This window comes from Chitinophaga sp. OAE865 (assembly GCF_040546735.1).
In the GTDB taxonomy this organism is placed as follows: domain Bacteria; phylum Bacteroidota; class Bacteroidia; order Chitinophagales; family Chitinophagaceae; genus Chitinophaga; species Chitinophaga polysaccharea_A.
The window spans coordinates 2,715,489-2,738,708 of the sequence record NZ_JBEPOF010000001.1 but is presented as its reverse complement, the minus strand read 5'-3'; the positions used below and the strand labels follow the sequence as shown (position 1 = coordinate 2,738,708).

Here is a 23,220-nt window from a genome sequence, read left to right as displayed (position 1 = left end):
ATGCTCTTTAAATTCTGGTTGTTTATTTAACGCTACTGCACCAAATGTAATTAGCTAAATGGATTTTTCATAGTTTTTTTTGAATTATTTTTTAAAATTTAATCCGGAGGGGATTTTATGGCGCTTTAATCTCCATGATCCTTTTTTCAACATCCGGTAGGATCAATAGGCTCTGTCGGTAGTATAACGCACCAGTTCCTCCAATGCTGCACGCACGGGTGAAGGAGGGAAAGTAAAAAGTAACCGGAATGCTTCATCGCGGTAAGCCATCATTTTTTGGGCGGCATAATCGAGTCCACCGGATTGGTTCACTGTTTCCACTACAAAGTTCACTTTGTCTTTGTTGGTATGCTGATGCTTTACAATATGGAGTAGCTTTTTCCGCAGCCCGGGACTGGCATGTTGAACGGTATAGATAAGCGGGAGCGTAACTTTCTTTTCTTTGATGTCATTGCCGGTAGGTTTACCGATGTCGGTACTGCCATAATCAAACAGGTCGTCTTTCAGCTGAAAGGCCATCCCTACTTTTTGTCCGAAATTATGCAGCAGCTGTATGGTTTCAGGATTGTCACAGGCGGAGGAGGCACCCGCTGCGCAGGCAGCAGCCAGGAAAGAAGCGGTTTTGGCATCTATAAGGTCATAATAATCTTTCTCTTCAAAGCTCAGTTTATTGGCCTTTGTCATCTGTATAAGCTCTCCTTCTATCATTTGACGGATGGCAGCAGCATAGATCTTCAGCAATCCGGGATCGTTATTATCCAGCGCCAGTAATACGCCTTTGGTAAAAAGCTGGTCGCCCACCATTACGGATACACGATTTTTCCAGAGGGCGTTTACGGAAAAAGCGCCGCGGCGTTTCATGGCGTCGTCCACCATATCATCATGCACAAGGGAAGCGGTATGGAGCAATTCCACGAGGAGGGCCGCACGGTAGCTGCTATCGTTGATGCCGCCACACAGGCGGGCGCACAGCAGTACGAACATAGGGCGCATCTGCTTCCCTTTATGGGCAGCAATGTCGGCCATGATCCTGTTCAGCAACCCTACATCACTTTGCATGGCTTCATGAAAAATTTCTTCAAACCGTTGTAATTCGCTACCTATCGTTTCCCGGGCTAGTTGCATATGATCATCACTAAGAACGGGGCCGAAATTACGATTTTCTGCGGGAAACCAGGGTTACCGGGAGGAAGAATGCTCCAGGAAATAATCAATTCCTATTTTACCTCCACCGTATATAAACAGGGTAAACAGCATAATGAGATAATACAAAGGGATCTCGAACCCATTATCACCGGCGGCAAAGCCATTGTTCCAATGCACTGCTGCAATGGCCACCAGCATGCTGAACATTAATGGTACTGTTATATAACGTACCCATAAGCCCAGGGTAAGCAGCACTACACCGGCGGCTTCGGTAATGGCCACCAGGTAAGCGCTCACATACGGCAATGGTATATGCAGTTGCACAAACCAGTCGCCAATACTATGTATGTCGCTCCATTTCATTTTTGCTGGCAGGTAAAACCCATACGCCAGCACCAGCCGCATAAACAGCAGCGGAATATCCCTGCACGCCTGCAAACGGCGTGCTAATACAGTGTAGGTACGCATACGTTATGATTGAAAACCCAGCACGAAATGCAGTTCCTGCATGTGCTTTAAAAAAGCAATTGATTCCTGTTCCAGTGTATCCGTTTGCGTTATATTCAGCTCAGGGGCATAATCCAGTATATCCCTTACCGTTATACCCATTGCCAGTTGTTCGGTTAAGAAAGCCAGCCAGGGCGACAGGTCCGTAAATTCCACATGCCCGGTTTCCGGGTGCCGGAACAACAGTACAAAATAAACGCCCTTATTTTTCAGTAATTCCTTTGGTTTGGCCAGCAGGTGAACAGGATAACTGAAACGCAGCAACCTGTACTCAGGATTCAGCACCAACGGCGTTTCCAGCCAGTTGCCGGAAAGGCTGTAAGCGGGCGCGGGTATATCTTCCATATTATACACTTCCATTTCAGCCCATTCAAAGGCAAGGAGGTCGTTGAGGAAAGGAAGAGCGTAAACTTCCTCCCAGTTATGCTCTACCGCGTAGGTATAAAACTCCAGGGGGAGCTTCCATACCTGGTACGACCGGCACGCATGCCTGGAGAAAAATTCCTTCACCATTTTATTCCATTTCGTTGCAGGAATATGTTTGAATGCAATGGGAAACGCATGCTCCATGGTATCATGGATCATGTTAAATACCAGCTGCCGGTAGTGCTTCAGCCGCTGCGGCTTTACGCCAGGCAGCTTTACTTTTTCGCCGGTCCTGCAATAAGCAGAAAAAGTTTGCTGGATATGATAGGTGTCAGGCAACAAGTTCATCTTTCAAATTCCATTGTTTGTGACAAATGTTTTTCAGCTTCGTTAATTCACCCTGCAACTCCGCCATTTCCGGGATATTAAAATCCCTTTCCAGTAAAACCGGTACCGGGTGCAGGCGCTGGATCGTCCATTCAAACAGGTCGTACACCGGGTCTATGATCGGTTCTCCATGGGTATCAATGATAAGGTCCGGCGCTACCTGCTCATGACCGGCCATATGTATATAGGCTACTTTATCGAGGGGGAGTTGCTGTATAAACGCTTTGGCATCGTACCGGTGATTAAAAGCATTTACATAGATATTATTCACATCCAGCAGCAGCTGGCAACCGGATTGCTTTACCACTTCATTGATAAAATCCACTTCGCTCATCTCTGCGGCAACCGGTGTGTAATAAGACACAATTTCCATTACCAGCGGCCGTTGCAGGTAATCCTGTACCTGTTGAATACGGCTGGCAATATGCTTTACCGCATCCATACGGAAAGGAATGGGCAGCAGGTCGTACATATGCGCATTATCACATTTGGAGTAGCTGAGATGCTCTGAATAGATCTGGACGTTATACTCCCTGAGAAACGTTTTTATATATTGCAGGAACGGCTTGTCCAGCTCCTCCGGGCTACCGATAGATAATGAGAGACCGTGGCACAGCACCGGATATTTTTCCACTACCATGTGCAATACCTTCTTCCAATGCCCACCGATGTTCATCCAGTTTTCGGGAGCAAACTCGATAAAGTCGGGCCGGATATGCTCACCGCTGATCATTTGTTCCGCAAATTCCCTGCGAAAACCTATACCTACCATGACTATACGTTTTAGGAGGTGAAGATAAAAGTAAAGACCGGCTTGTGCGTATCTCGCCGGCCTTACTTTACCTGGAAATTAATTACCGGATTTGGTAGTGTCTTTTTTATGCTTGTCTCCTTTCTTACCTTTTTTATCACCACATTTTCCTTCACCGCATTTGCCCTGTCCGCATTTGCCTTCTTTTGACTTACCTGCTGATGCGCTGTCTTTTTTTGCGCCGCAGGCCAGTTCAATAGCATTGGCAGTATTGCCGGAAGCGCCGGTTAATGCGTTTCTCACCGCAGCACCGGAACCGAGGTTAGTATAGCCTGCTGGTTTTGCGTTTACCTGTAATGCAGCCATACCAAGGATAGCACCGGCAACAAGAGAGCCGGAAAAAAGTACTTTTTTGCTGATAGGATTGTTGTTTTTCATCTTTTTAAATTTAAAAAACTGGTGAAAAAATATGTATTTGAGAGGTAGACGTGGTGATTAAAGAATCCTTACAGGAAATTCAATTATTTTTCCATTTCCGCTGCTATCATCACTTCCCACTGGCGTTTCACGGATTCATCCAATGCAGCATCTTCAGCCGCCATCCAGCGCATGTGTGCGTCTATGGCCCTGCTTTGTTTCACATACCGCCGGCAGAAATGGCAATAGAACAGGTGAAACTGCAATCCTATGCGCTGCCACCGGGACAACGGTTGCTGTAGTTGTTTTTCCGCCAGCAGGGTGGCTTCTTTACAACAAGGCAGTAAAGTATGTAAGTGATGTTGCATGTCAGTTACTGAACCAGTTTTTTTCCAGGCAGGCCCTTAATTGTAATTTGGCCCGGTGAATAATAACCCAGTAGTTGGACGTAGTGATCGCCATATCCTTACAGATGTCTGCCGATTTTTTTTCTTCCAGATATTTCTGCTGAAAGATGGTTTTTCCTATGCCGCTCAGTTTAGCTATACAGGTGCGTAAGATCCTGGAAAATTCCCGCTGTTCTGATGGGTCGTTAATATCCTGCTTCCAGGCTTTGGGGGCCATTTCCCGGCGCCAATGCCCTTTTTTGTCAAAATAGATATGGTGTGGATCAGGATCGTTGCTATGCGCCGTTATACTATCTAATGTTAAAACAGTTTTGCCGGACTTACGGTAGTGGTCCGTTATTTTATTTTTCAGGATGGCAGTCAGCCAGGTCTTCTCACTGCTATCTCCGCGGAAGCCGGACATAGCCTGCAACCCGCTGAGGAAGGTATCCTGCACCAGATCCTGTGCCAGTGCAGTATCTGGTACTTTGCTACACGCAAATTTAAATAAATCTTCCGCGTATAACTTCACCCATTCTTTTGGATTACAGGTCGTCATTGGTACCGTTATATGAAAAGCCTCTGTCTGCATAGCGCATTTTTACGTATATAGTAGAAAGCTTACGGAAATTTACCTGTTTTAGTTTTCCCGGCGACCCAAAAAAATGTTAAAGGGGGATAACCGGTAGATACCCGATGGTAAATGGTGCGGAACCATTGTCTACTATTCAGCATTTTATCCTATTTTTGGCTCTGTACCCAATGAAATATGAAATACTCGGCCCATGAAAAATGAAATGTCGCCTGTAACGTCAGTTTACTTTGTAACATTATTGAAGGCATATTTACGTGGTACTAAAACAAGACAGGAAGTAATAGATGAATTACGCAGCGTATCCCCGCTGCAACAAAAGGCCGGAGAAGATTCAAACACTGAAGTGAGCAGGTTGCTGTTCCAGACCGCCAGTGAAATCAATGAACATTATTACCAGGATATTGTAACTGCTATTTCCCATGCTTCCGATACCACCCCCACCCGGGAAGGAGTTATGCACCAGCTGGAAGCAATGCTTACCGGCTATATCACAACGGAGCAGCTGATCCAATGGGCCACCTGGCACAATGAGCCGGGAGCCGATGAAGGAGCCGGCTTCTTTGACGATATAGCGGTTGATTATTTCTGTACACAATTGTTACCTTCATCTGCTGAAGAAATGACAATAGCGCATTATAAACAGGCGTTGAAAATTTTCCGGTCGGGCCAGCACAACAGCCTGAAAGATAAGGTAGCGCTGGTGTTATTGTCTGAAAAGGAAAGACAACGCTTCCTTTTTTACCTGGGCGATTATATACAGGGGCATACTTCCCCCGAACAACTGGATGTGTACCTGCTGCATAAATTCGGAATGGATCATCACTCCTTCCCATATATGTCGTCGCTTTCCGCTATCATGCACGATCCGGGGAAATTACCGGCGCTCCTGCATCTCGCCGCTATGGACGATGACATATAATATAAATTTAACACTCTAGCTAACCATCAGGCTGCAGCCTCTGAGGGCAGAATTATCGAGGCGGCCCAGTACTTCAAACCGGCCATCGGCATGCATACGGCCAATGTCTTCCGTGGCAATGAATGCACAGGAATAAATATTGGCGAGGTCAATGACGTTCATTACGCCGGCGCCTTTGCCGGCAGTAAGCTGGAAGGGGTCATTTTCATCCCTCAGCAGCACTTTCATCCAGGCAGGCGTTTCAAACAGGCCATCACACCTGGAATAGGCCTGTGATAACAATTCCGTCATGCCGTATTCCGCGTGGATGCAGGCAGGGCCAAGCCGTTCTTTCAGGAAAGCATGCACTTCCTCGCGGGTCCATTCCTCCCTTCTTCCCTTCATTCCGCCGGTTTCCATGACTATCGTATTTTTCAGGGAAAGGGTATACTGCTCCGCAAAATCCAGGAGGCCGAAGGTAACGCCGATCAGCAATACCTTCTGGCCCCGTGCTTCCAGGGCCTGCAGCTGCCGGAACAACTTATCATGCTCATACAGGTAAAAACCGCTTTCCTCATGCCCGCTGCGGATGGTCATTTCCTGCACCATCCGTACCAGCGAGGAATGCTGCCGCTCCAGGTAGGAAGGTAACAGGCCCAGCACCACATAGTCGCTCACCGGGCCGTAAAACCGCTCAAAGGCCGTCATAAAGCTTTGGGTATAGATAGCGGAATGCTTTACCAGGTGACGGCTGTTCACCGTTTGGGTGGTGCCGCTGCTTTCGAAGATCAGTTCAGGGGTAAACTGCCCGCTTACCACAGTATGTGATTTGAAAAACTGTATGGGGAGATAGGGAATTTCAAGAATGCTTTTCACCGATGCAGGCCGGATGCGCAGGGCATCCGTATAGGCCCTGTACAGGTCATTTTCCCGGTACTGGTACTGAAACAGCTCAAGGGCAGCGGCTTCCAGCCCACTCTCGGTTAATGAAAATATATGTTCCGGTGATACGGCAGTCATGTAAAGCTCAGTTTAAAATCGCACAAAGTTAGGGAGAAGAATAAATCTATGCGCAGTAAGTAACAATTGTCACAAAAAAACGTTTTGGTATAGATGGATAGCGATAACTGAATATTTGTATATTTCCTAAATTAATGTAGGTTTGTTTTATGAAGAAAATTCTGTTTTTGTTCCTGCTGGCCGGGGTGTTTTATGCCTGTAAAAAGGATAAAATAGGTACCAAGCCCATTCTCAGCTTTAAAGGATATTCGGTTGACAGCGTGGTGACCAGTACCCAGCTGATGTTTGTTACACTCGATGTACAGGACGGCGACGGTGATATAGAAGATACCCTGCAGATAGCCCCTATCTATGATACCAAGATCCAGGACACCTTCTATATTGTAAGACGTATGCCTGAAATTGGCGCCAACAGGGGAAACAGCGTTAAAGCGGAAGTAGCGATCCGGCTGGAAACACAGGACTTCAGGACCTACCAGAGTCCGAACGACAGTATCCATTTCCTGGTATTTATCCGCGATAACGCCGGGAATTATAGTGATACCATCGCTACCCCCAAAATACCATACAACATTCCCTGACAAACATTTACATTCTAAAATATCATACATTTAAGGATTCCTTTTCTGAAAGGGATCCTTTTATTTTTAGCTTTACTCTTGATTTTTAGCATATGGATAAACTAGAAGAACTACAGGCAAAGATCGCCGAAGCCATGCTTGGCGGAGGAGAGGTACGAATCGCTTCCCAGCATAAAAAAGGTAAGCTCACCGCCCGCGAAAGGATACAGCTGCTGATGGATGAGGGCTCTTTTGAAGAACTGGATATGCTGGTCACCAACCGCAACCGCGGGCTCACGGCTGATCAGGAACAGTTCCTCGGCGACGGCGTGGTAACGGGTTACGGCACTATCCATGGCCGGCTCACCTACGTTTTTTCACAGGACTTCACTGTATATGGCGGTAGTTTATCCGAACCACATGCCCGCAAGATCTGCAAGATCATGGACCTCGCCATGGAGAATGGCGCCCCTCTTATTGGCCTGAACGACAGTGGTGGCGCACGTATCCAGGAAGGAGTGGTAAGTCTTGGCGGCTATGCCGATATCTTTTACCGCAACACCAGGGCCTCCGGCGTAATCCCGCAGATCTCCGCCATTATGGGCCCCTGCGCCGGTGGCGCTGTATATTCCCCGGCTATCACCGACTTCATCATGATGGTGGAACAAACCTCCTATATGTTTGTGACCGGCCCCAACGTGGTAAAAACCGTTACCCATGAGGAAGTAACTTCAGAAGAACTGGGCGGCGCACAAACACATGCATCCAAAAGCGGCGTAACCCATTTTGCCTGTGCCAACGAAATAGAATGTATACAGTATATCAAACAGCTCCTCAGCTATGTGCCGCAAAACTGTGAAGAAACAGCGCCGGTATACCCTTACGAGCCAGGCAATGAAATAAGGGAAGCCCTTAACACGCTGATCCCCGACCACCCGAACCAACCCTACGATATGAAAGAAGCGATTGAGCAGATCACTGATGCCGGCAGCTTCTTTGAAGTACATAAAAATTTTGCGGAAAACATGATCGTGGGCTTTGCCCGCATTGCCGGCAGAAGCATCGGGATAGTAGCCAACCAGCCGGCTCACCTGGCCGGTGTACTGGACATCCACGCCTCCGTAAAGGGCGCCCGCTTTACCCGCTTCTGCGACGCTTTCAATATTCCCCTGCTGGTACTGGTAGATGTGCCCGGTTTCCTGCCGGGAACAGACCAGGAATGGAATGGTATCATTACCAACGGCGCCAAGCTGTTGTATGCGCTCAGCGAAGCCACCGTGCCCAAGCTCACCGTTACCACCCGCAAAGCCTACGGCGGCGCTTACTGTGTAATGAATTCCAAACATATCGGCGCTGATCTTAACTTCGCTTTCCCACAGGCCGAAATCGCTGTAATGGGCGCCAGGGGCGCCGTGGAGATCATCTTCAAAAGAGAAATTGATGCGGCGCCCGATCCTGAAGCCCGCATGAATGAACTGGTGGCCGACTATACGGAAAGGTTCGCAAATCCTTACCTGGCAGCGGAAAAAGGGTATATCGACGAAGTGATCAAGCCGGAAATGACCCGTATCAAACTGATCAAGGCTTTCAAAATGCTTGAAAATAAAGTGGTAAATATGCCGCGAAAAAAACATGGCAATATACCTTTGTAGCAAATGGCGTCCGCCTTTTGGTACCCTTATTTACTAAAAGGCGGAATGCTAAAAGCTAAACATATGTTCCGCAGCCTTTTTAATCTTATTCTTTTTACCTCCGTCTATATTTCCGGGTGCGCCATCCTGATGATCTGGCAAACCAACCAGTTACTGGCCCTCCATTATCCGCAAAACACCTTTTATCTTTTTGTTTTCTTTTCCACGATCTGCAGCTATAATTTTCACTGGTACCTTACTCCCGGCACCTATTCGGCTTCAGAAAGGATACTTTGGGGTAACCGTCACCGTACCCTGATGCTTATTTTATGCGGCGCAGGACTGGCCGGCTCTTTATGGTTCTTCTGGCAGCTGCGGGAACATTGGCTGGTACTGAGCGGCAGCGCGGTGCTCACCTTTTTATATTCAGCCCCCAAAGTGCCACACAAAGCCTTCCGCTGGCTTAGTAAAATAGCCATCGGTAAAACATTATTCCTCACCTTTGTATGGACCTATGTAACTACAGTACTTCCGGCGCTGGTTGCAGGCAATGCAGCTACCCAGCCACTCGTATACCTTACCATACACCGCTTCGGCCTTATCTATGCGATCTGTATCCTGTTTGACTACCGCGACCTGGAATCAGATAAAAAGGAAGGTATCCGCAGCCTGATCACTGCCCTGGATGTGAAGAACCTGATGCGGCTTTACTACGGCTCCCTGCTGGTAGCAGCAGTAAGCGCGGCTTTGATGTGGCCTTACACCACGCTCCCCGCCATCATTACACTGCTGGCGCCGGTGATGGCTACCGCGCTCATTACCCGCAAAGCGCAACAGACCAGCTCTGATTACCTGTTCTACTTTGTGCTGGACGGATTCATGGCGCTGTCGGCGGTATTGCATCTCATGATCGTTTAACACTAAGCAGCACAATCCCTCGTTTTCCTTACATTTGTCAAGTCACAATCTGGAAATATTATGTCTAAAAAACAGAAATCAATATTCAACAAGGAATCACTGGCATTCCTCGAAAGCTACCTGAATAACCCGTCTCCTACCGGTTTTGAGAAAGAAGGACAAAAGCTCTGGCTGAAATACCTTACTCCCTACATCGATGAATATTTTGTAGATGCATACGGATCAGCAGTGGGTGTTATCAATCCCAAAGCGGAATTTAAAGTGGTGATAGAAGCCCATGCCGACGAGATCTCCTGGTTTGTGAACTACATCTCCCCTGAAGGACTGATCTATGTAATCCGCAATGGCGGCTCCGATCAGCAGATCGCTCCTTCCAAAAGAGTGAATATCCATACCGAAAAAGGCATCGTGAAAGCGGTATTCGGCTGGCCGGCCATTCACACCCGCATCCGCAGCGGTGATGGTAAGGAGCCACAGCCAAAGGTGGAAAACATTTTCCTCGATTGCGGCGCACGCTCCCGCAAAGAAGTAGAAGAACTGGGCATACACGTAGGTTGCGTGTGTACTTTTGAAGATGGTTTTGAAGAGCTGAACTACGACTATTACATCTGCCGCGCTATCGACAACCGTATCGGCGGTTTTATGATTGCCGAAGTAGCCCGTCTGCTGAAAGAAAAGAAACAACAGTTACCTTTTGGTCTTTATATTGTAAATGCCGTACAGGAAGAAGTGGGTTTACGCGGTGCAGAAATGATTGCCAAGCGCATTAAGCCCAATGTAGCCATCATCACGGATGTAACCCATGATACCACTACCCCCATGATCAACAAGAATATTGAAGGGGAAATAAAATGCGGCGGCGGTCCCAGTATCACTTATGGCCCTGCAGTGCATAACATCCTCCGTGATCTCATCATCAAAACAGCCAGGAAGAACGATATCCCACACCAGCTGCATGCAGTAAGCCGCAGTACCGGCACCGATACCGACGCCTTCGCCTACAGCAACGACGGTACGCCTTCAGCGCTGATCAGTTTACCATTGCGCTATATGCACACCACCGTGGAAATGGTAAAGAAAGATGATATTGAAAACACCATCCAGCTGATTTACCAGACATTGCTGAGCATTACGCCGAAAACGAATTTCCAGTATTTGTAGGATTGTAGCGGATTTTGTCTGACTCAGGATTAAACTGATTACGCTGATTACGCTGATTTTATTTTTTTGATTTATTAGTGATTAAAAAAGATTTGAGGAGAAATAAGCGAAAATATGTACTGCCCCCTAAAAGTTAGACACTTTTAGGGGGCATTTTTTATGGATAAACGCAGGAAATACAGTTTTGAGCAAAAATTAGCAATTGTGAGGGCAGTTTGGAATGATCATCAGTCCGTTAGTTCAGTGGCCAGACGTTATGGATGTAGTCGTTTTTGTATCCAACAATGGCTTGAGCATTATCGAATCGCAGGTAAAGCAAGCCTAAAGTTGCAGGTTGGTTTAAAGGTGTACACGAGTAGATTCAGGGTCAAAGTAGTTGAGGAAATTTTAAATAAGCCCTTATCTTTGATGGAGGCCAGCGCTATTTTCGGTATCTCAAGTGCTCCTACCATCTATAACTGGTTATGTATATACAAGCGTGAGGGCCGCCAGGGATTACTAATGGTGGGAAGTGGTCAAAAGAAACAACCCATGAAACGTAAAACATCGAAAGTAGATCAGAACTTAACAACTGAACAACAAGAATTAGCAGCCCTGAAAGCGGAAAATGAATGGCTGCGCACCGAAAATGCGTACCTAAAAAAGTTGGATGCCTTAATGAAGGAAGAACAAGCTCAAAACAAAAAGAAAAAAGAGCAAAAGCCATCAGGGAATTAAGGCGCGATTACAACCAGGATCTGCTTTTAAAAGCAGCAGGGATGGCAAGAAGTACATTTTACTATTATCAGAAAACGCGACAAGACAAAAGAACAAATCTAAAAACTCAAATCCTGCAGATTTATCATCATCATCAAGGCAGATATGGCTATAGACGAATTATGCTGGCTGTAAGAAAACAAGGCATCATTGTTAACCATAAAACTGTACTGCGAATCATGAGAGAATTGGGGATTAAGTCATTGGTAAAAGTAAAGAAGTACAAATCCTATAAAGGGGAACTTGGTAAAATAGCCCCCAATCTGCTACAACGTAATTTTTATGCTGCCAAGCCCAATCAGAAATGGGTAACAGATGTAACGGAGTTTAGTGTAGGAGGGGAAAAATTGTATTTATCACCAATCATGGACTTATATAACGGTGAAATAATCAGCTATACATTGGATAGACATTCCAGAGGTAATCAGACTGTAGAAATGCTAAAGAATGCCTTGACTAAGCTGCCAAAAAAAACAAAATTAATCATTCACTCTGATCAGGGATGGCAATACCAAATGAAGGCCTGGCAACGATTATTTAAGGGCAATAAAATCAGGCAAAGTATGTCTAGAAAAGGGAATTGCCTCGATAATGCAGCTATGGAAGGCTTCTTTTCAATATTGAAGTCAGAGTTGTTTTATCTGAAAAAATATGATTCCATAATTACACTGGAAAAGGATATTCGAGAATATATAGAATATTATAATAATGATAGAATCAAATTAAAACTAAACGGCTTGAGTCCAATACAATATCGAACTCAAGCCGCCTAATCAAAAAAAGTCTAAACTTTGGGGTGCAGTACAAATATCCGCTTAAATCTCCTCAAATCATTTTAAATCCAAAGTAATCAATCAGCGTAATCAGCGTAATCAGTTTAATCCTGAGTCAGACAAAATCCGCGTTAATTCTTAAAGAAGTCCGCCGCCCTGTTCACCTTCTCCACCCAGGCGCCGGAAGAGGCCTGCATGACATATTCGCTTAAACCCACTTTGCTGGCGCCTGGCGCCCAGTCGTACGTATAACCCAGCCTGGTCCACGGGTAGTGAGCGTCCGTAGCCGATGTTAAAGGGCGGTAATAAGCGAAAATGATGTAGTTATTAAACCATGTGGAAAAATCCGCCGATACCCCACTGATAGGCACTGCACCGGTGGTTTTGGTAGTGATGGCGGGATTGCCGGCCGGCCGGTACAGCCTCGAGGCATTTACCCACATGGTAGCAATATGCGTATTTGTTTTTGCATTTACGGGAGGCAGTCCCAATAACTGGCAGATGCGCTGAATGGTATCTGATGTAGCAGTAAAGGAAGGCCCTATGCGGTCTTTCATCTGTTTGGGAATAAACAGCCAGGATTCGCCCCAAACGGTGTTGATGGAGTCTCCTGCCGGATAACTGCCCGGGAAGCGCATAAAGGTACCCATTAAAACATACTGCTGCCCATTGATGGTTTTCCATTGCAGGTCGGGGTTATCCGGGGTGATGGGCCATAGTGCTGTGCTGATTTCGCTGCTGTCTGCGATCATAGCGTCATCAACAGCCTGGTTGTACAGCTGGTCCAGCGTGTACACAGGTGGTGGTACAATGGGGTCATCGTCATTTTTACTGCAACTGGAAAATGCCATAGCGGCAAAAAGAAAAAGGACGGACAGCCTGCTGCCGTTAGGGAAATGTTTCATAGAAATGGTTTTCTGGATGCTGGTTATTTAAATTGAGTCCCGCAATTAAATGTATTTCAACAGAATAATCAAATTTCCTTCTAAAACGCTCCTGTAATTGGTCATTGTATTTCCTAATAATTTACTACGTTTGCTATTCAAACAAAATCAGATCTATGATCCGTCATGACTGGACGTTAGAAGAAATTAAAGCTATTTACAACACTCCTTTGCTGGAATTAGTGTACCGTGCTGCTTCTATTCACCGTGAATACCAGGATACAGCAGAAGTGCAGGTTTGCACTCTCTTATCGATCAAAACAGGCGGATGCCCTGAAGATTGCGCTTATTGCCCGCAGGCTGCCAGATATAATACCGATATCAATGTGCATGGCCTCCTGAAAAAAGAGGACGTGATGAGTTATGCACAGAAAGCGAAAGAAGCGGGTTCCACCCGTTTCTGCATGGGCGCCGCATGGCGTGAAGTGCGCGACAACCGCGACTTTGACCGGGTGCTGGATATGGTAAAAGGCGTTAATGAACTGGGTATGGAAGTATGCTGCACATTAGGCATGCTGAACGAGGAGCAGGCAAAAAAACTGGCCGATGCCGGGTTGTTTGCCTATAATCACAACCTCGATACCTCCCGCGACCACTACGAAGAAATTATCACCACCCGCACTTACGACGACCGTTTACAAACACTGGAAAATGTAAGAAAAGCCGGTGTAAGCGTGTGCTGTGGCGGTATTATCGGCCTGGGCGAATCGCATGAAGACCGTATCGCCATGCTGTGGACACTCAGCAGCCTCCCTTCCCACCCCGATTCCGTACCCATCAATGCGCTCACACGCGTGAAAGGCACTCCCCTGGAGCACCTTCCAAAAGTAGAGTTCTGGGATATGGTACGCATGATTGCCACCACACGCATCCTGATGCCCAAAGCCATGGTACGCCTGAGCGCCGGCCGTGCGGAAATGAGTATGTCCGACCAGGCTTTGTGCTTTATGGCAGGCGCCAACTCCATCTTCACCGGCGAAAAGCTGCTCACTACGGGCAACCCTTCCTTCGAAGAAGACCACATGATGTTCGAACTGCTGGGACTGAAGCCAAGAGAGGCTTTCAAGGAACAGGAAGCTGGTTGCTGCTAAGAGCGCCTTCAGCGCTTAAATTGTCTTGGAGCAGGATTACGCTGATTACACTGATTAGCTTGATTTTTGATTTTTTAATAAAATAATGAAGGGAGATAAAAGTATATAACTGCTTTATCTCCCTTCATTATTTTATTAAAATCAAAATCAAACTAAATCAGCTTTTCAGAACAATATACCAATTTTATCTCCCCTCATTATTTTATAAAAATCAAAATCAAAAATTAAAAATCCAGCTAATCAGTGTAATCAGCGTAATCCTGCTCCAAGACAATTTAAGCGCCGAAGGCGCGCGCTACAAATCATTCATAGCAAAATACTCCACCCCCAGCTGGTAGCCTTTCAGGCCAAGCCCGCAGATACAGCCGATACATTTGGGCGCAATCAGGGAAGTATGCCGGAATTCCTCCCTGGCATATACATTACTGATATGAATTTCCATTACCGGCGTTTTAATGCCTGCAATGGCATCACGGATGGCAATAGAGGTATGTGTATAAGCGCCCGCATTCAGCAAAACGCCGTCATATGAAAAGCCTACTTCATGCAGATAGTTCACCAGCTCACCTTCCACATTGCTCTGGAAATAAGTAAAAGTTACTGCAGGGAATTGCTTTTGCAGGTGCTTGAAATAATGTTCGAAAGATTCACTGCCATAGATGCCTGTTTCACGCTTGCCCAGCAGGTTCAGGTTAGGTCCGTTAATGATCGCTATTTGCATGATAATGGTTATAGAATGAAGCCCTAAGATAATTAATCCTCCTTATTATTACTATCGCCTCCCCAGCGGTAAGTTTGCTGTTCCAGGCCTGCAAGGTCTATGATGCGGTCCACTACGGTAGCCGCCATTTCTTCGAGATTGGCAGGTAAACTGTAAAAGGAAGGTGTGGCCGGGCAAATGATACCACCAGCCAGGGTAACGGCTTCCATATTTTTAATGTGAATAAGATTGTAGGGAGTTTCCCTTACCACGCAGATCAGTTTTCTTCGCTCTTTCAGCACTACATCTGCGCGCACGGGTGATGAGGTCGTTGGAAATACCGGTGGCAATGCGCCCCAGTGTGCCCATAGAACAGGGGCAGATGATCATGGTGTTAAAGCGGCCGGACCCGGAGGCAAACGGCGCATGAAAATCCTGTTGGGTATAAAAACGAAAAGGGAGTTGTTTATAATCTTCGTCTCTGAGCTCTGTTTCCCAGACGGTTTTGGCGTTTTCGGTCATCACCACGGCTACCTGGTCCAGCTGTTCATGCGCTGCGCTGAGCTTCTGCAACAACTGGCGGGCGTAGATGGAACCACTCGCCCCTGTAACTGCTACTACTATACGATGTTTCATTGGCTATGCTGTTGAATTTACAAAGCTAGCCTATTTGGATGGTTATACGCCAGCCCGGGCAACTATTTCATCCATTACAATGCCGCTGTGACTTTCATTGTAAACACATTCGCCGTTACGGATCACCAGTACCTGGGGAGACTCATGCTGAACATGGTATATTTCCGCAATTTTATTGGATACCGGGCGGTAAGCGATCAGGTCCAGGTAATAAAACGTTAACCCTTCCGGTACAGCCGACCGTTCCAACCTGGCCTTGGCCATTGAGCTGATAGAGCATCGCGTGCTGTGCTTGTAAATCACTACCGGCTGATGCGCTGATGCCGCATTGATCTCAGATAATTGTTCCTCGCTGGTTAACGTTTTCCAATTCATTTAACATGCTTTGTTATGTTCCATTGCAGGCGACTTGGCCATGCCCCTCATTGGACAGCCCAATTTCTGATGGCTTGCGCAGGACGTTAAGAAAGCGGCAAAGATACAAACCATAGCGGTGTAGCCCAAAATTCTTACATAAGATTGCATACTGGCAGTTTTATTAATTTATGACTAAAACGAATTTTCAGAGGAAATATGATACGACTACTTTTTTAATCGTCTTTTGTAACGTTATATTTGCAAATATAGAAAATACATTAAAAAAAACAACAATGTAATTTTCGGCTGGCCGAAAATATTCAGCGTTATGACAAAAGTACATTTTATTGCCATAGGCGGCAGCGTAATGCATCAGTTGGCCATTGCGCTTAAAAATAAAGGTTACCAGGTAACCGGCAGCGACGACGAAATTTTCGAACCGGCACTGTCGAACCTGCAACAGGCAGGCATTTTACCGGCCGGCACCGGCTGGGACCCTGCCCGGATAACGCCGGATCTGGATGCCGTTATCCTGGGCATGCATGCCCGGGACGACAATCCCGAGCTGATAAAAGCCAGGGAACTACAGCTGAAGATTTATTCTTTCCCGGAATATATCTACCAGGAAAGTAAAAATAAAACAAGGGTAGCTATCGGGGGAAGTCATGGTAAAACCACTACTACAGCCATGGTCATGCACGCATTGCAGCTGAACCATCAATCGTTCGACTACCTGGTAGGCGCAAGGCTGGAGGGGTTCGCACAATCCGTAAATATTACGGATGCCCCTGTAATTGTTTGCGAGGCCGATGAATATCCTGCATCCGCCATTGAAAAGCGGCCCAAGTTCCACTTCCTGCATCCGCAAATTGCCGTATTAACGGGGATTGCCTGGGATCATATCAATGTATTTCCTACTTACGAAATATATAAAGAACAGTTTGCCATTTTTATCAGGCAGATGGAACCCGGAAAAGTGCTCATTTACAACAGTACGGATAAAGAGCTGGTAAGCCTGGTAACCGCAACCGGCGCCCACCTTAAACTGGTGCCCTATGGGCTGCCGGAACATACTATTACCAATGGCATCACCCGGGTTATTTTCGGAGAAAACCAGGCCAGCCTGGAAGTTTTCGGGGATCATAACCTGCTGAACCTCCATGCCGCCAAACTGGTTTGTAATGAACTGGGCCTCTCTGATGCGGAATTCCTGGCGGCAATTGCTACCTTTAAGGGCGCTGCAAAACGGCTGGAACTGGTAGCAAAAAACGACCATTGCGTTATTTACCGTGATTTTGCACACGCACCTTCCAAAGTGAAAGCTACTATGGAAGCCACGAGGAATCAGTTTCCGGACAGAAAACTGATTGCCGTACTGGAATTACATACCTATAGCAGTTTAAATGCAGATTTCCTGGAACAATATCAGGGCGCTCTCGATACAGCAGATATCGCCGTTGTATTCTACAGCAAACATGCGCTCGAAATAAAGAGAATGCCAGACCTTGCGCCCGGGCTAATTGCAGAACGCTTCGGCCGTAATGACCTCCATGTTTTCCACAACCGGGAAACACTGGAAGCATTCCTGGCAGCACAGCAATACCAGGATACCAACCTGCTGCTGATGAGCTCCGGTACGTACGATGGCCTCGATTTTAGCAAACTGAAAGCATTATTGCCGCCAGACAAACAAATACATTAAACAAAATTATAAATTATTCATAATGCCTTCCTTGCTCCTCAAAAGGCCGCTGGCCGTAATCGATCTTGAAACCACCGGAACCAACGTGGCTTCAGATCGTATCATTGAAATTGCTATCATTAAAGTGTTTCCGGATAAAACCACACAGTCGAAAGTGAAACGCATAAACCCCGGAATGCCGATCCCTGCCGGATCTACAGCAATTCATGGTATTAAGGACGAGGATGTAAAAGACGCACCTTCCTTTAAACAGGCGGCACACGAGCTGAAACAGTTCATGGAAAACTGCGACCTGGCAGGTTATAATTCCAACCGCTTCGATATTCCCTTACTGGTAGAGGAATTCCTGCGGGCAGACATCGAATTCGATGTCTCCAAACGCAAATTTGTGGATGTACAGCGCATCTTCCACCTGATGGAGAAACGCACCCTGGGCGCCGCCTACAAGTTCTATTGCGATAAACAGCTGGAAAATGCGCACAGCGCCGAAGCCGATGCACTGGCCACCTACGAGATCCTGGAAGCCCAGCTGGGCCGGTATGAACAGCTGCAGCAGGATATCGACTCTCTGGCCGATTTTACCAAAGAAGAAGATTATATCGACTTTGCACGCCGGCTGGTGATGCAGGGCGGCCAGGAAGTGTTTAACTTTGGCAAATACAAAGGCCGCTCCGTGAGAGAGGTGTTAAAGGCAGAGCCCCAGTACTACGACTGGATGATGAAAGCGGATTTTCCACTCAATACCAAACAAAAACTGACTGAGATCTTCCATAATATGATGTTAAAAAAAATGTAATGTTATCGGGGAACATCATATCTTGCGCCGGAATTGAATTATTTTCGCAGTCCAAAAATATCTTCTGCTGAATTGGAAAAGCTTGTCATCATTCCTACGTACAATGAAAAGGATAATATCCGTAACATCATTGACGCTGTATTTTCCTTACAGCAGGATTTTCATGTTCTTATTGTGGATGACGGATCGCCCGACGGCACCGGCGCTATCGTAAAATCGCTGCAGCAACAGCATCCCGGCGAATTGTTCCTGGAAGAAAGATCCGGCAAACAAGGCCTGGGCACAGCTTATATCCACGGTTTCAAATGGGCGCTGGCCAGGGGCTACCGCTACATTATTGAAATGGATGCGGATTTTTCGCATAACCCGAAAGATCTTCCGCGCCTCTATGAGGCCTGCGCCAAAGAAGGAGCAGATGTATCTGTAGGTTCCCGCTATGTAAAAGGCGGTAAAACCGAAAACTGGCCATGGGACAGGGCTGTATTATCTTACGGCGCCTCCATTTACGTAGGTATGATCACCTGGATGCCGGTAAAAGACCCTACCGCGGGGTTTGTATGTTACAGCAACACGGTATTGGAGTCCATTAACCTCGACCAGATACAGTTTGTAGGCTATGCTTTCCAGATAGAAATGAAATTCACCGCCTGGAAGCTTGGCTTCAAAATAAAAGAAGTGCCCATCACTTTTAAAGACCGGAAAGAAGGATACTCAAAAATGAGCAAAGGCATCGTAAAAGAAGGCATACTCGGCGTGCTCAAAATACAATGGCAAAGCCTTTTCCGCAATTATAAAAGAAGATTGCAGAATTAATAAAATCATCTCAATTGCATAGCATTTAGGGATCTGTTCATTTATCTATAAATGAACAGATCCCTAAATACATTTTACAGACCATGAAAAAAGCATTTCTCCAGCTACACCTTTCGGTGTTCCTGGCTGGATTTACAGGAATACTGGGCAAGCTGATCTCTCTCAACGAAGGACTACTGGTATGGTACCGGTTACTGATCACCTCCGTTACTTTATACATTTTATTCCGCATCCAGGGTACCTTTAAAAAACTTCCCTGGAAAGATATCCTGCCCATTGGCGGTACCGGTGTGATAGTGGCCCTTCACTGGCTTTTCTTTTACGGCAGTATCAAATATTCCAATGTATCTATCGGCGTGATCTGCTTTTCGCTTACCAGCCTGTTCACCGCCATATTCGACCCGCTTATTAACAGGCGCCGCTTTGACGTGGCCGAAATGTTACTGAGCATGCTTACCCTCCTGGGCATCCTGCTCATTTTCCATTTCGATACCCAATACCGCACCGGCATTATAATTGGCATTATCTCCGCCATGTTTGCGGCACTGTTCACCGTATTCAATAAAAGACTGATCAAACGTTTTGATACCTACACCATTACATTTTATGAGCTGTCAACAGGTTTCATTGTGCTCAGTATGGCCATGCCGTTATATCTTTACCTGTTCCCGGTACCTTCCCTCCTGCCCTCATCACCGGATATCATTTACCTGTTGGTACTGGCCTGGTTCTGCACCGTGCTGATGTACCTGCTGAGTATGAGCGCATTAAAAAAGATATCCCCTTTTACCGTAAACCTTTGTTTCAACCTGGAACCGGTTTACAGTATCGTGATGGCCTTTCTGCTATTCCATGAAAACAAGTTGCTGAATAATGCTTTCTATGCCGGGCTGGGTTGTATCATTCTCTCCGTTGGGCTGCAGATGCTGCGTGTAGCAAAGGGCAAAACGGCCTCGTAATGCCTCCGCTCATCCTCATTTATTTGTAACTTGAGCGCCGTAATTATTACTTTGCGCTTATGAGAAAAGTTTTATTAGGGGTATCCCTCCTGGGTGCTTCCCTTTTTACCTATGCACAACAACCTGCAAAAAAGCCACTGGATCACAGTGTTTATGACAGTTGGCAAAGCATTGGCACTAAACTGATCAGTAACAACGGCCAGTGGATAGTGTATTCAGTGATACCACAGGAAGGCGATGCCAGCCTGGTGATCTATGACCGGAAAACGGGCCAGGCTACTACCATTGATCGTGGCAGCAGCCCTGTTATTACAGAGGATTCCCGCTACGTGATCTGCAGCATTAAACCTTTTTTTAAAGATACCCGCGAAGCAAGGATCAAAAAGAAGAAACCGGCAGAAATGCCAAAAGACTCCCTGGCTATCATTACCCTTGGACAACCAGGCGTCGTGAAATTCCCCGGTGTAAAGTCTTTTAAAACACCGGAAAAAGGCAGCGGCCTGCTCGCCTACCTGCTGGAAAAACCGGCCGCAGATACGGCCAGGAATAAAAGGAATAAAACGCCGGAAGCAGCCATCGGCAACGATCGGGCTGATGACGATAAAACGCCGCCTGCCGGCAATGAAAGCGGCACACTGGTGATCCGTTCGCTGCCTGGCGGCATACAGGACACTGTAAAAAATGTAACCGAATTCACCTTCAGTAAACCCGGTAACCAGCTGCTCATCGAAACAAAGGCAGATAAAAAAGATTCGCTGTCGCGCAACGGTGTACTGCTGTGGCATACCGCCACCAGGAAAGCCACTGCGCTAAGCAACGGCAACAGCGATTATAAACAATTTGCATTCGATGAAAAAGGAGAACAGGCAGCCTACTTCGGTACCCGCGACTCTGCCAGGGCATTACAGCAATTCTATAAACTCTACTACTTCAAACCGGGGCAGGACAGCGCCTATGAAGTAGCCGATAAAAACAGTAGCGGCATTCCCGCCAACTGGAGCATCAGCCCCAACAGCCTGATCTATTTCAGTAAAGACGGTCAGCGCCTCTTCTTTGGCACTGCGCCCACACCACCAGTAAAAGATACCAACATCGTGGATTTTGAAGTGGCCAAAGTGGATATCTGGAATTATAAAGATGATTACCTGCAACCCATGCAGTTAAAGAATGCTGATAAAGAACTGAAGAGGAGTTATGCCGCCGTATATTATCCCGGTAGTAAACGTGTGGTCCAGCTAAGTGATAAAGACCTTGAAACCGTGATCACCGCTGCGGAAGGGAACAGTCCTAACGCGCTCGGCTATACGGACAAGGGCGAACGTATTCCCTTGCAATGGGTGGGCCGCACGCTCAAAACAGCTTACCTCGTTAACATCTGCGACGGCAGCAGGAAAAAGATCAAAGAAAAGCTGGACGGTAATTTTTTCATCTCCCCTAACGGGAAATATATCATTTGGTACGACCTGGTAAACCGGGAATGGTTTAGTTACAATAACGCTACCAGCGCAACAGTAAACATCAGCAAAAGTATCCCGGCAAAAGTATACGATGAGGAAGATGATCATCCCGATGTACCGGATGCATATGGTATCGCAGGCTGGATGAAAGATGATAGCTATGTGTATATCTACGACCGTTACGATATATGGCAAACAGATCCCAGCGGCAAAACAGCCCCGCTGAACATTACAAATAATATTGGCCGTAAAAGCAGGACCCGCCTGCGTTACCTGCGGCTGGACCCTGATAGGAAATTTTTCCTGCCGGGCGATCAGCTGATGCTAACCGCCTTCCAGGACAGCACCAAATACAATGGCTTCTATTCGCTCGACCTGCCGCGTAAATCCGGCAGGACCGCTAACCTGCAACCGGTAGTACTGGGCCCATATGCTTACACCGATCTGCTGAAAGCAAAGGATGCCAATGTATTTTCGTATACCCGTAGCCGGTATGAACTCTCTCCTGACGTTTTTGCGGGAGATGATATTGCGAAAGCTGTACAGATCAGTCATACCAATCCCCAGCAACAAGGATACAACTGGGGCACCGCATCGCTGTACAAGTGGACCACCTTCAGCGGGAAACCTGCAGAAGGCATTCTTTATAAGCCCGAAAATTTTGACAGCACCAAACGGTACCCGGTGATCTTTTATTTCTACGAGAAATTAACAGATGGGCTGTACAGTTACCAGGCGCCGGCGCCAACGCCATCGCGGTTGAATATTTCATTTTTTGTAAGTCGCGGTTACCTGGTGTTTGCACCGGATATCAGCTACGAAAACGGTTATCCCGGCAAAAGCGCATATGATTATATTGTAAGCGCTGCAGAAGACCTGGCAAAAAAGCCCTGGGCAGATGGTAAAAATATGGGTATCCAGGGTCAGAGCTGGGGTGGCTACCAGGTAGCTTTCCTCATTACCCAGACCAACCTATTCAAAGCAGCATGGGCAGGTGCTCCCGTAGCCAACATGACCAGTGCCTATGGCGGCATCCGCTGGGAAAGCGGCATGAACAGGCAGTTTCAGTACGAGCATTCACAAAGCCGTATAGGCGCCACCTTATGGGAAAAGCCTGAGCTGTATATTGAAAACTCCCCGTTGTTCAATCTCCCGCGGGTGAACACACCGGTAGCTATCATGGCAAATGATGCCGATGGCGCTGTACCCTGGTACCAGGGCATTGAAATGTTCACCGGTTTACGTCGTTTAGGCAAGCCCGTATGGTTACTGAACTATAACAATGAAGCGCATAACCTCATACAACGTCAGAACCGTAAAGATATTCAGCGCAGGGAACAACAGTTCTTTGACCATTTCCTGAAAGGCGCACCGGCTCCGCAATGGCTGGAAAGCGGCGTGCCTGCCACAGAAAAAGGCATCAACTGGGGCTGGGACCCGGCGCAGTAAATTAACTTGTCGTAAAGAAAACGCAGCCGGCATTTTTCAAAGTG

The 23,220-nt window shown here is 46.8% G+C and carries 26 protein-coding genes; 13 read left to right on the top strand and 13 right to left on the bottom strand.

From position 1 onward, the window contains the following. Nucleotides 1-162: 162 nt before the first annotated feature. From ABIE50_RS11250 to ABIE50_RS11220, 7 genes are all read right to left on the bottom strand, one after another. A complete protein-coding gene (locus ABIE50_RS11250) occupies nt 163-1,125 on the bottom strand; it encodes a polyprenyl synthetase family protein (RefSeq protein WP_209867344.1) in 963 nt (320 codons plus the stop codon). 54 nt (nt 1,126-1,179) lie between these two features. Further along, the gene (locus ABIE50_RS11245) at nt 1,180-1,614 is read right to left on the bottom strand and encodes an HvfX family Cu-binding RiPP maturation protein (protein ID WP_209867346.1); all 435 of its coding nucleotides are present in this window, start codon (nt 1,612-1,614) and stop codon (nt 1,180-1,182) included. A 3-nt stretch (nt 1,615-1,617) separates the two neighbouring features. Continuing rightward, nucleotides 1,618-2,367 carry an HvfC/BufC N-terminal domain-containing protein gene (locus ABIE50_RS11240; protein WP_209867348.1) on the bottom strand — a complete coding sequence of 250 codons (750 nt, stop codon included), beginning with the start codon at nt 2,365-2,367 and terminating at the stop codon, nt 1,618-1,620. Next, entirely contained in the window at nt 2,351-3,178 is an 828-nt protein-coding gene (locus ABIE50_RS11235; RefSeq protein ID WP_209867350.1) for an HvfB family MNIO-type RiPP peptide maturase, read from the bottom strand. Before ABIE50_RS11235 ends, ABIE50_RS11240 begins: the two co-directional genes overlap by 17 nt. Before the next feature lie 78 nt (nt 3,179-3,256). After that, on the bottom strand, nt 3,257-3,595 hold the full coding sequence (locus tag ABIE50_RS11230; protein ID WP_209867352.1) for a hypothetical protein: 339 nt from the start codon (nt 3,593-3,595) through the stop codon (nt 3,257-3,259). An 83-nt stretch (nt 3,596-3,678) separates the two neighbouring features. Further along, entirely contained in the window at nt 3,679-3,942 is a 264-nt protein-coding gene (locus ABIE50_RS11225) for a hypothetical protein (protein WP_209867354.1), read from the bottom strand. 1 nt (nt 3,943) lies between these two features. Further along, on the bottom strand, nt 3,944-4,552 hold the full coding sequence (locus ABIE50_RS11220) for a sigma-70 family RNA polymerase sigma factor (RefSeq protein WP_354027966.1): 609 nt from the start codon (nt 4,550-4,552) through the stop codon (nt 3,944-3,946). Between the two features lie 193 nt (nt 4,553-4,745). Between ABIE50_RS11220 and ABIE50_RS11215 the strand changes: the two genes are divergently transcribed. After that, a complete protein-coding gene (locus ABIE50_RS11215; protein WP_209867358.1) occupies nt 4,746-5,474 on the top strand; it encodes a hypothetical protein in 729 nt (242 codons plus the stop codon). Between the two features lie 15 nt (nt 5,475-5,489). On the opposite strand, the gene ABIE50_RS11210 is transcribed toward ABIE50_RS11215, so the two are convergent. Next, nucleotides 5,490-6,473, bottom strand: a complete 984-nt coding sequence (locus ABIE50_RS11210) for a LuxE/PaaK family acyltransferase (RefSeq protein WP_209867360.1) — start codon at nt 6,471-6,473, stop codon at nt 5,490-5,492. A 149-nt stretch (nt 6,474-6,622) separates the two neighbouring features. On the opposite strand from ABIE50_RS11210, the gene ABIE50_RS11205 reads away from it, so the two are divergent. The 6 genes from ABIE50_RS11205 (at nt 6,623) to ABIE50_RS11180 (ending at nt 12,272) form a co-directional block, all read left to right on the top strand. Further along, nucleotides 6,623-7,054: a hypothetical protein gene (locus ABIE50_RS11205; protein WP_209867362.1), complete on the top strand. Its 432-nt coding sequence runs from the start codon at nt 6,623-6,625 to the stop codon at nt 7,052-7,054. 92 nt (nt 7,055-7,146) lie between these two features. Further along, complete coding sequence (locus ABIE50_RS11200; RefSeq protein WP_209867363.1) at nt 7,147-8,685, top strand: acyl-CoA carboxylase subunit beta; 1,539 nt, start codon at nt 7,147-7,149, stop codon at nt 8,683-8,685. A 63-nt stretch (nt 8,686-8,748) separates the two neighbouring features. Further along, nucleotides 8,749-9,582 carry a UbiA family prenyltransferase gene (locus tag ABIE50_RS11195; RefSeq protein ID WP_209867365.1) on the top strand — a complete coding sequence of 278 codons (834 nt, stop codon included), beginning with the start codon at nt 8,749-8,751 and terminating at the stop codon, nt 9,580-9,582. 60 nt (nt 9,583-9,642) lie between these two features. Continuing rightward, nucleotides 9,643-10,743 carry a M42 family metallopeptidase gene (locus tag ABIE50_RS11190; protein WP_209867367.1) on the top strand — a complete coding sequence of 367 codons (1,101 nt, stop codon included), beginning with the start codon at nt 9,643-9,645 and terminating at the stop codon, nt 10,741-10,743. A gap of 159 nt (nt 10,744-10,902) precedes the next feature. After that, nucleotides 10,903-11,460, top strand: a complete 558-nt coding sequence (locus tag ABIE50_RS11185; RefSeq protein ID WP_209867496.1) for a helix-turn-helix domain-containing protein — start codon at nt 10,903-10,905, stop codon at nt 11,458-11,460. Further along, nucleotides 11,355-12,272 carry an IS3 family transposase gene (locus ABIE50_RS11180; RefSeq protein ID WP_209867494.1) on the top strand — a complete coding sequence of 306 codons (918 nt, stop codon included), beginning with the start codon at nt 11,355-11,357 and terminating at the stop codon, nt 12,270-12,272. The genes ABIE50_RS11185 and ABIE50_RS11180 overlap by 106 nt, the downstream gene beginning before the upstream one ends. A gap of 131 nt (nt 12,273-12,403) precedes the next feature. Here ABIE50_RS11180 and ABIE50_RS11175 read toward each other — a convergent pair whose 3' ends face one another. Beyond that, nucleotides 12,404-13,177, bottom strand: coding sequence for a hypothetical protein (locus tag ABIE50_RS11175; RefSeq protein ID WP_209863466.1), 774 nt, complete (start codon nt 13,175-13,177; stop codon nt 12,404-12,406). 155 nt (nt 13,178-13,332) lie between these two features. Between ABIE50_RS11175 and bioB the strand changes: the two genes are divergently transcribed. Continuing rightward, a complete protein-coding gene (gene bioB, locus ABIE50_RS11170; protein ID WP_142683160.1) occupies nt 13,333-14,307 on the top strand; it encodes a biotin synthase BioB in 975 nt (324 codons plus the stop codon). Nucleotides 14,308-14,602: 295 nt separating this feature from the next. On the opposite strand, the gene aroQ is transcribed toward bioB, so the two are convergent. From aroQ to ytxJ, 4 genes are read right to left on the bottom strand one after another with little or no spacing between them, the layout of a single operon-like run. Continuing rightward, on the bottom strand, nt 14,603-15,028 hold the full coding sequence (gene aroQ / locus ABIE50_RS11165) for a type II 3-dehydroquinate dehydratase (RefSeq protein WP_142683161.1): 426 nt from the start codon (nt 15,026-15,028) through the stop codon (nt 14,603-14,605). A gap of 32 nt (nt 15,029-15,060) precedes the next feature. After that, complete coding sequence (locus ABIE50_RS11160; protein ID WP_502913907.1) at nt 15,061-15,237, bottom strand: hypothetical protein; 177 nt, start codon at nt 15,235-15,237, stop codon at nt 15,061-15,063. Nucleotides 15,238-15,241: 4 nt separating this feature from the next. Next, a complete protein-coding gene (locus tag ABIE50_RS11155) occupies nt 15,242-15,643 on the bottom strand; it encodes a flavoprotein (RefSeq protein ID WP_354027964.1) in 402 nt (133 codons plus the stop codon). A gap of 42 nt (nt 15,644-15,685) precedes the next feature. Beyond that, nucleotides 15,686-16,018, bottom strand: coding sequence for a bacillithiol system redox-active protein YtxJ (gene ytxJ / locus ABIE50_RS11150; protein WP_142683163.1), 333 nt, complete (start codon nt 16,016-16,018; stop codon nt 15,686-15,688). A gap of 310 nt (nt 16,019-16,328) precedes the next feature. Between ytxJ and ABIE50_RS11145 the strand changes: the two genes are divergently transcribed. From ABIE50_RS11145 to ABIE50_RS11125, 5 genes are all read left to right on the top strand, one after another. Then, on the top strand, nt 16,329-17,702 hold the full coding sequence (locus tag ABIE50_RS11145) for a UDP-N-acetylmuramate--L-alanine ligase (RefSeq protein ID WP_209863473.1): 1,374 nt from the start codon (nt 16,329-16,331) through the stop codon (nt 17,700-17,702). A gap of 22 nt (nt 17,703-17,724) precedes the next feature. After that, entirely contained in the window at nt 17,725-18,498 is a 774-nt protein-coding gene (locus ABIE50_RS11140) for a 3'-5' exonuclease (protein WP_142683165.1), read from the top strand. A gap of 72 nt (nt 18,499-18,570) precedes the next feature. Further along, nucleotides 18,571-19,311, top strand: a complete 741-nt coding sequence (locus ABIE50_RS11135; protein WP_142683166.1) for a polyprenol monophosphomannose synthase — start codon at nt 18,571-18,573, stop codon at nt 19,309-19,311. 83 nt (nt 19,312-19,394) lie between these two features. Further along, nucleotides 19,395-20,270, top strand: coding sequence for a DMT family transporter (locus ABIE50_RS11130; protein ID WP_209863475.1), 876 nt, complete (start codon nt 19,395-19,397; stop codon nt 20,268-20,270). A gap of 59 nt (nt 20,271-20,329) precedes the next feature. After that, nucleotides 20,330-23,176, top strand: a complete 2,847-nt coding sequence (locus tag ABIE50_RS11125) for an alpha/beta hydrolase family protein (protein WP_209863477.1) — start codon at nt 20,330-20,332, stop codon at nt 23,174-23,176. Nucleotides 23,177-23,220: the final 44 nt, after the last annotated feature.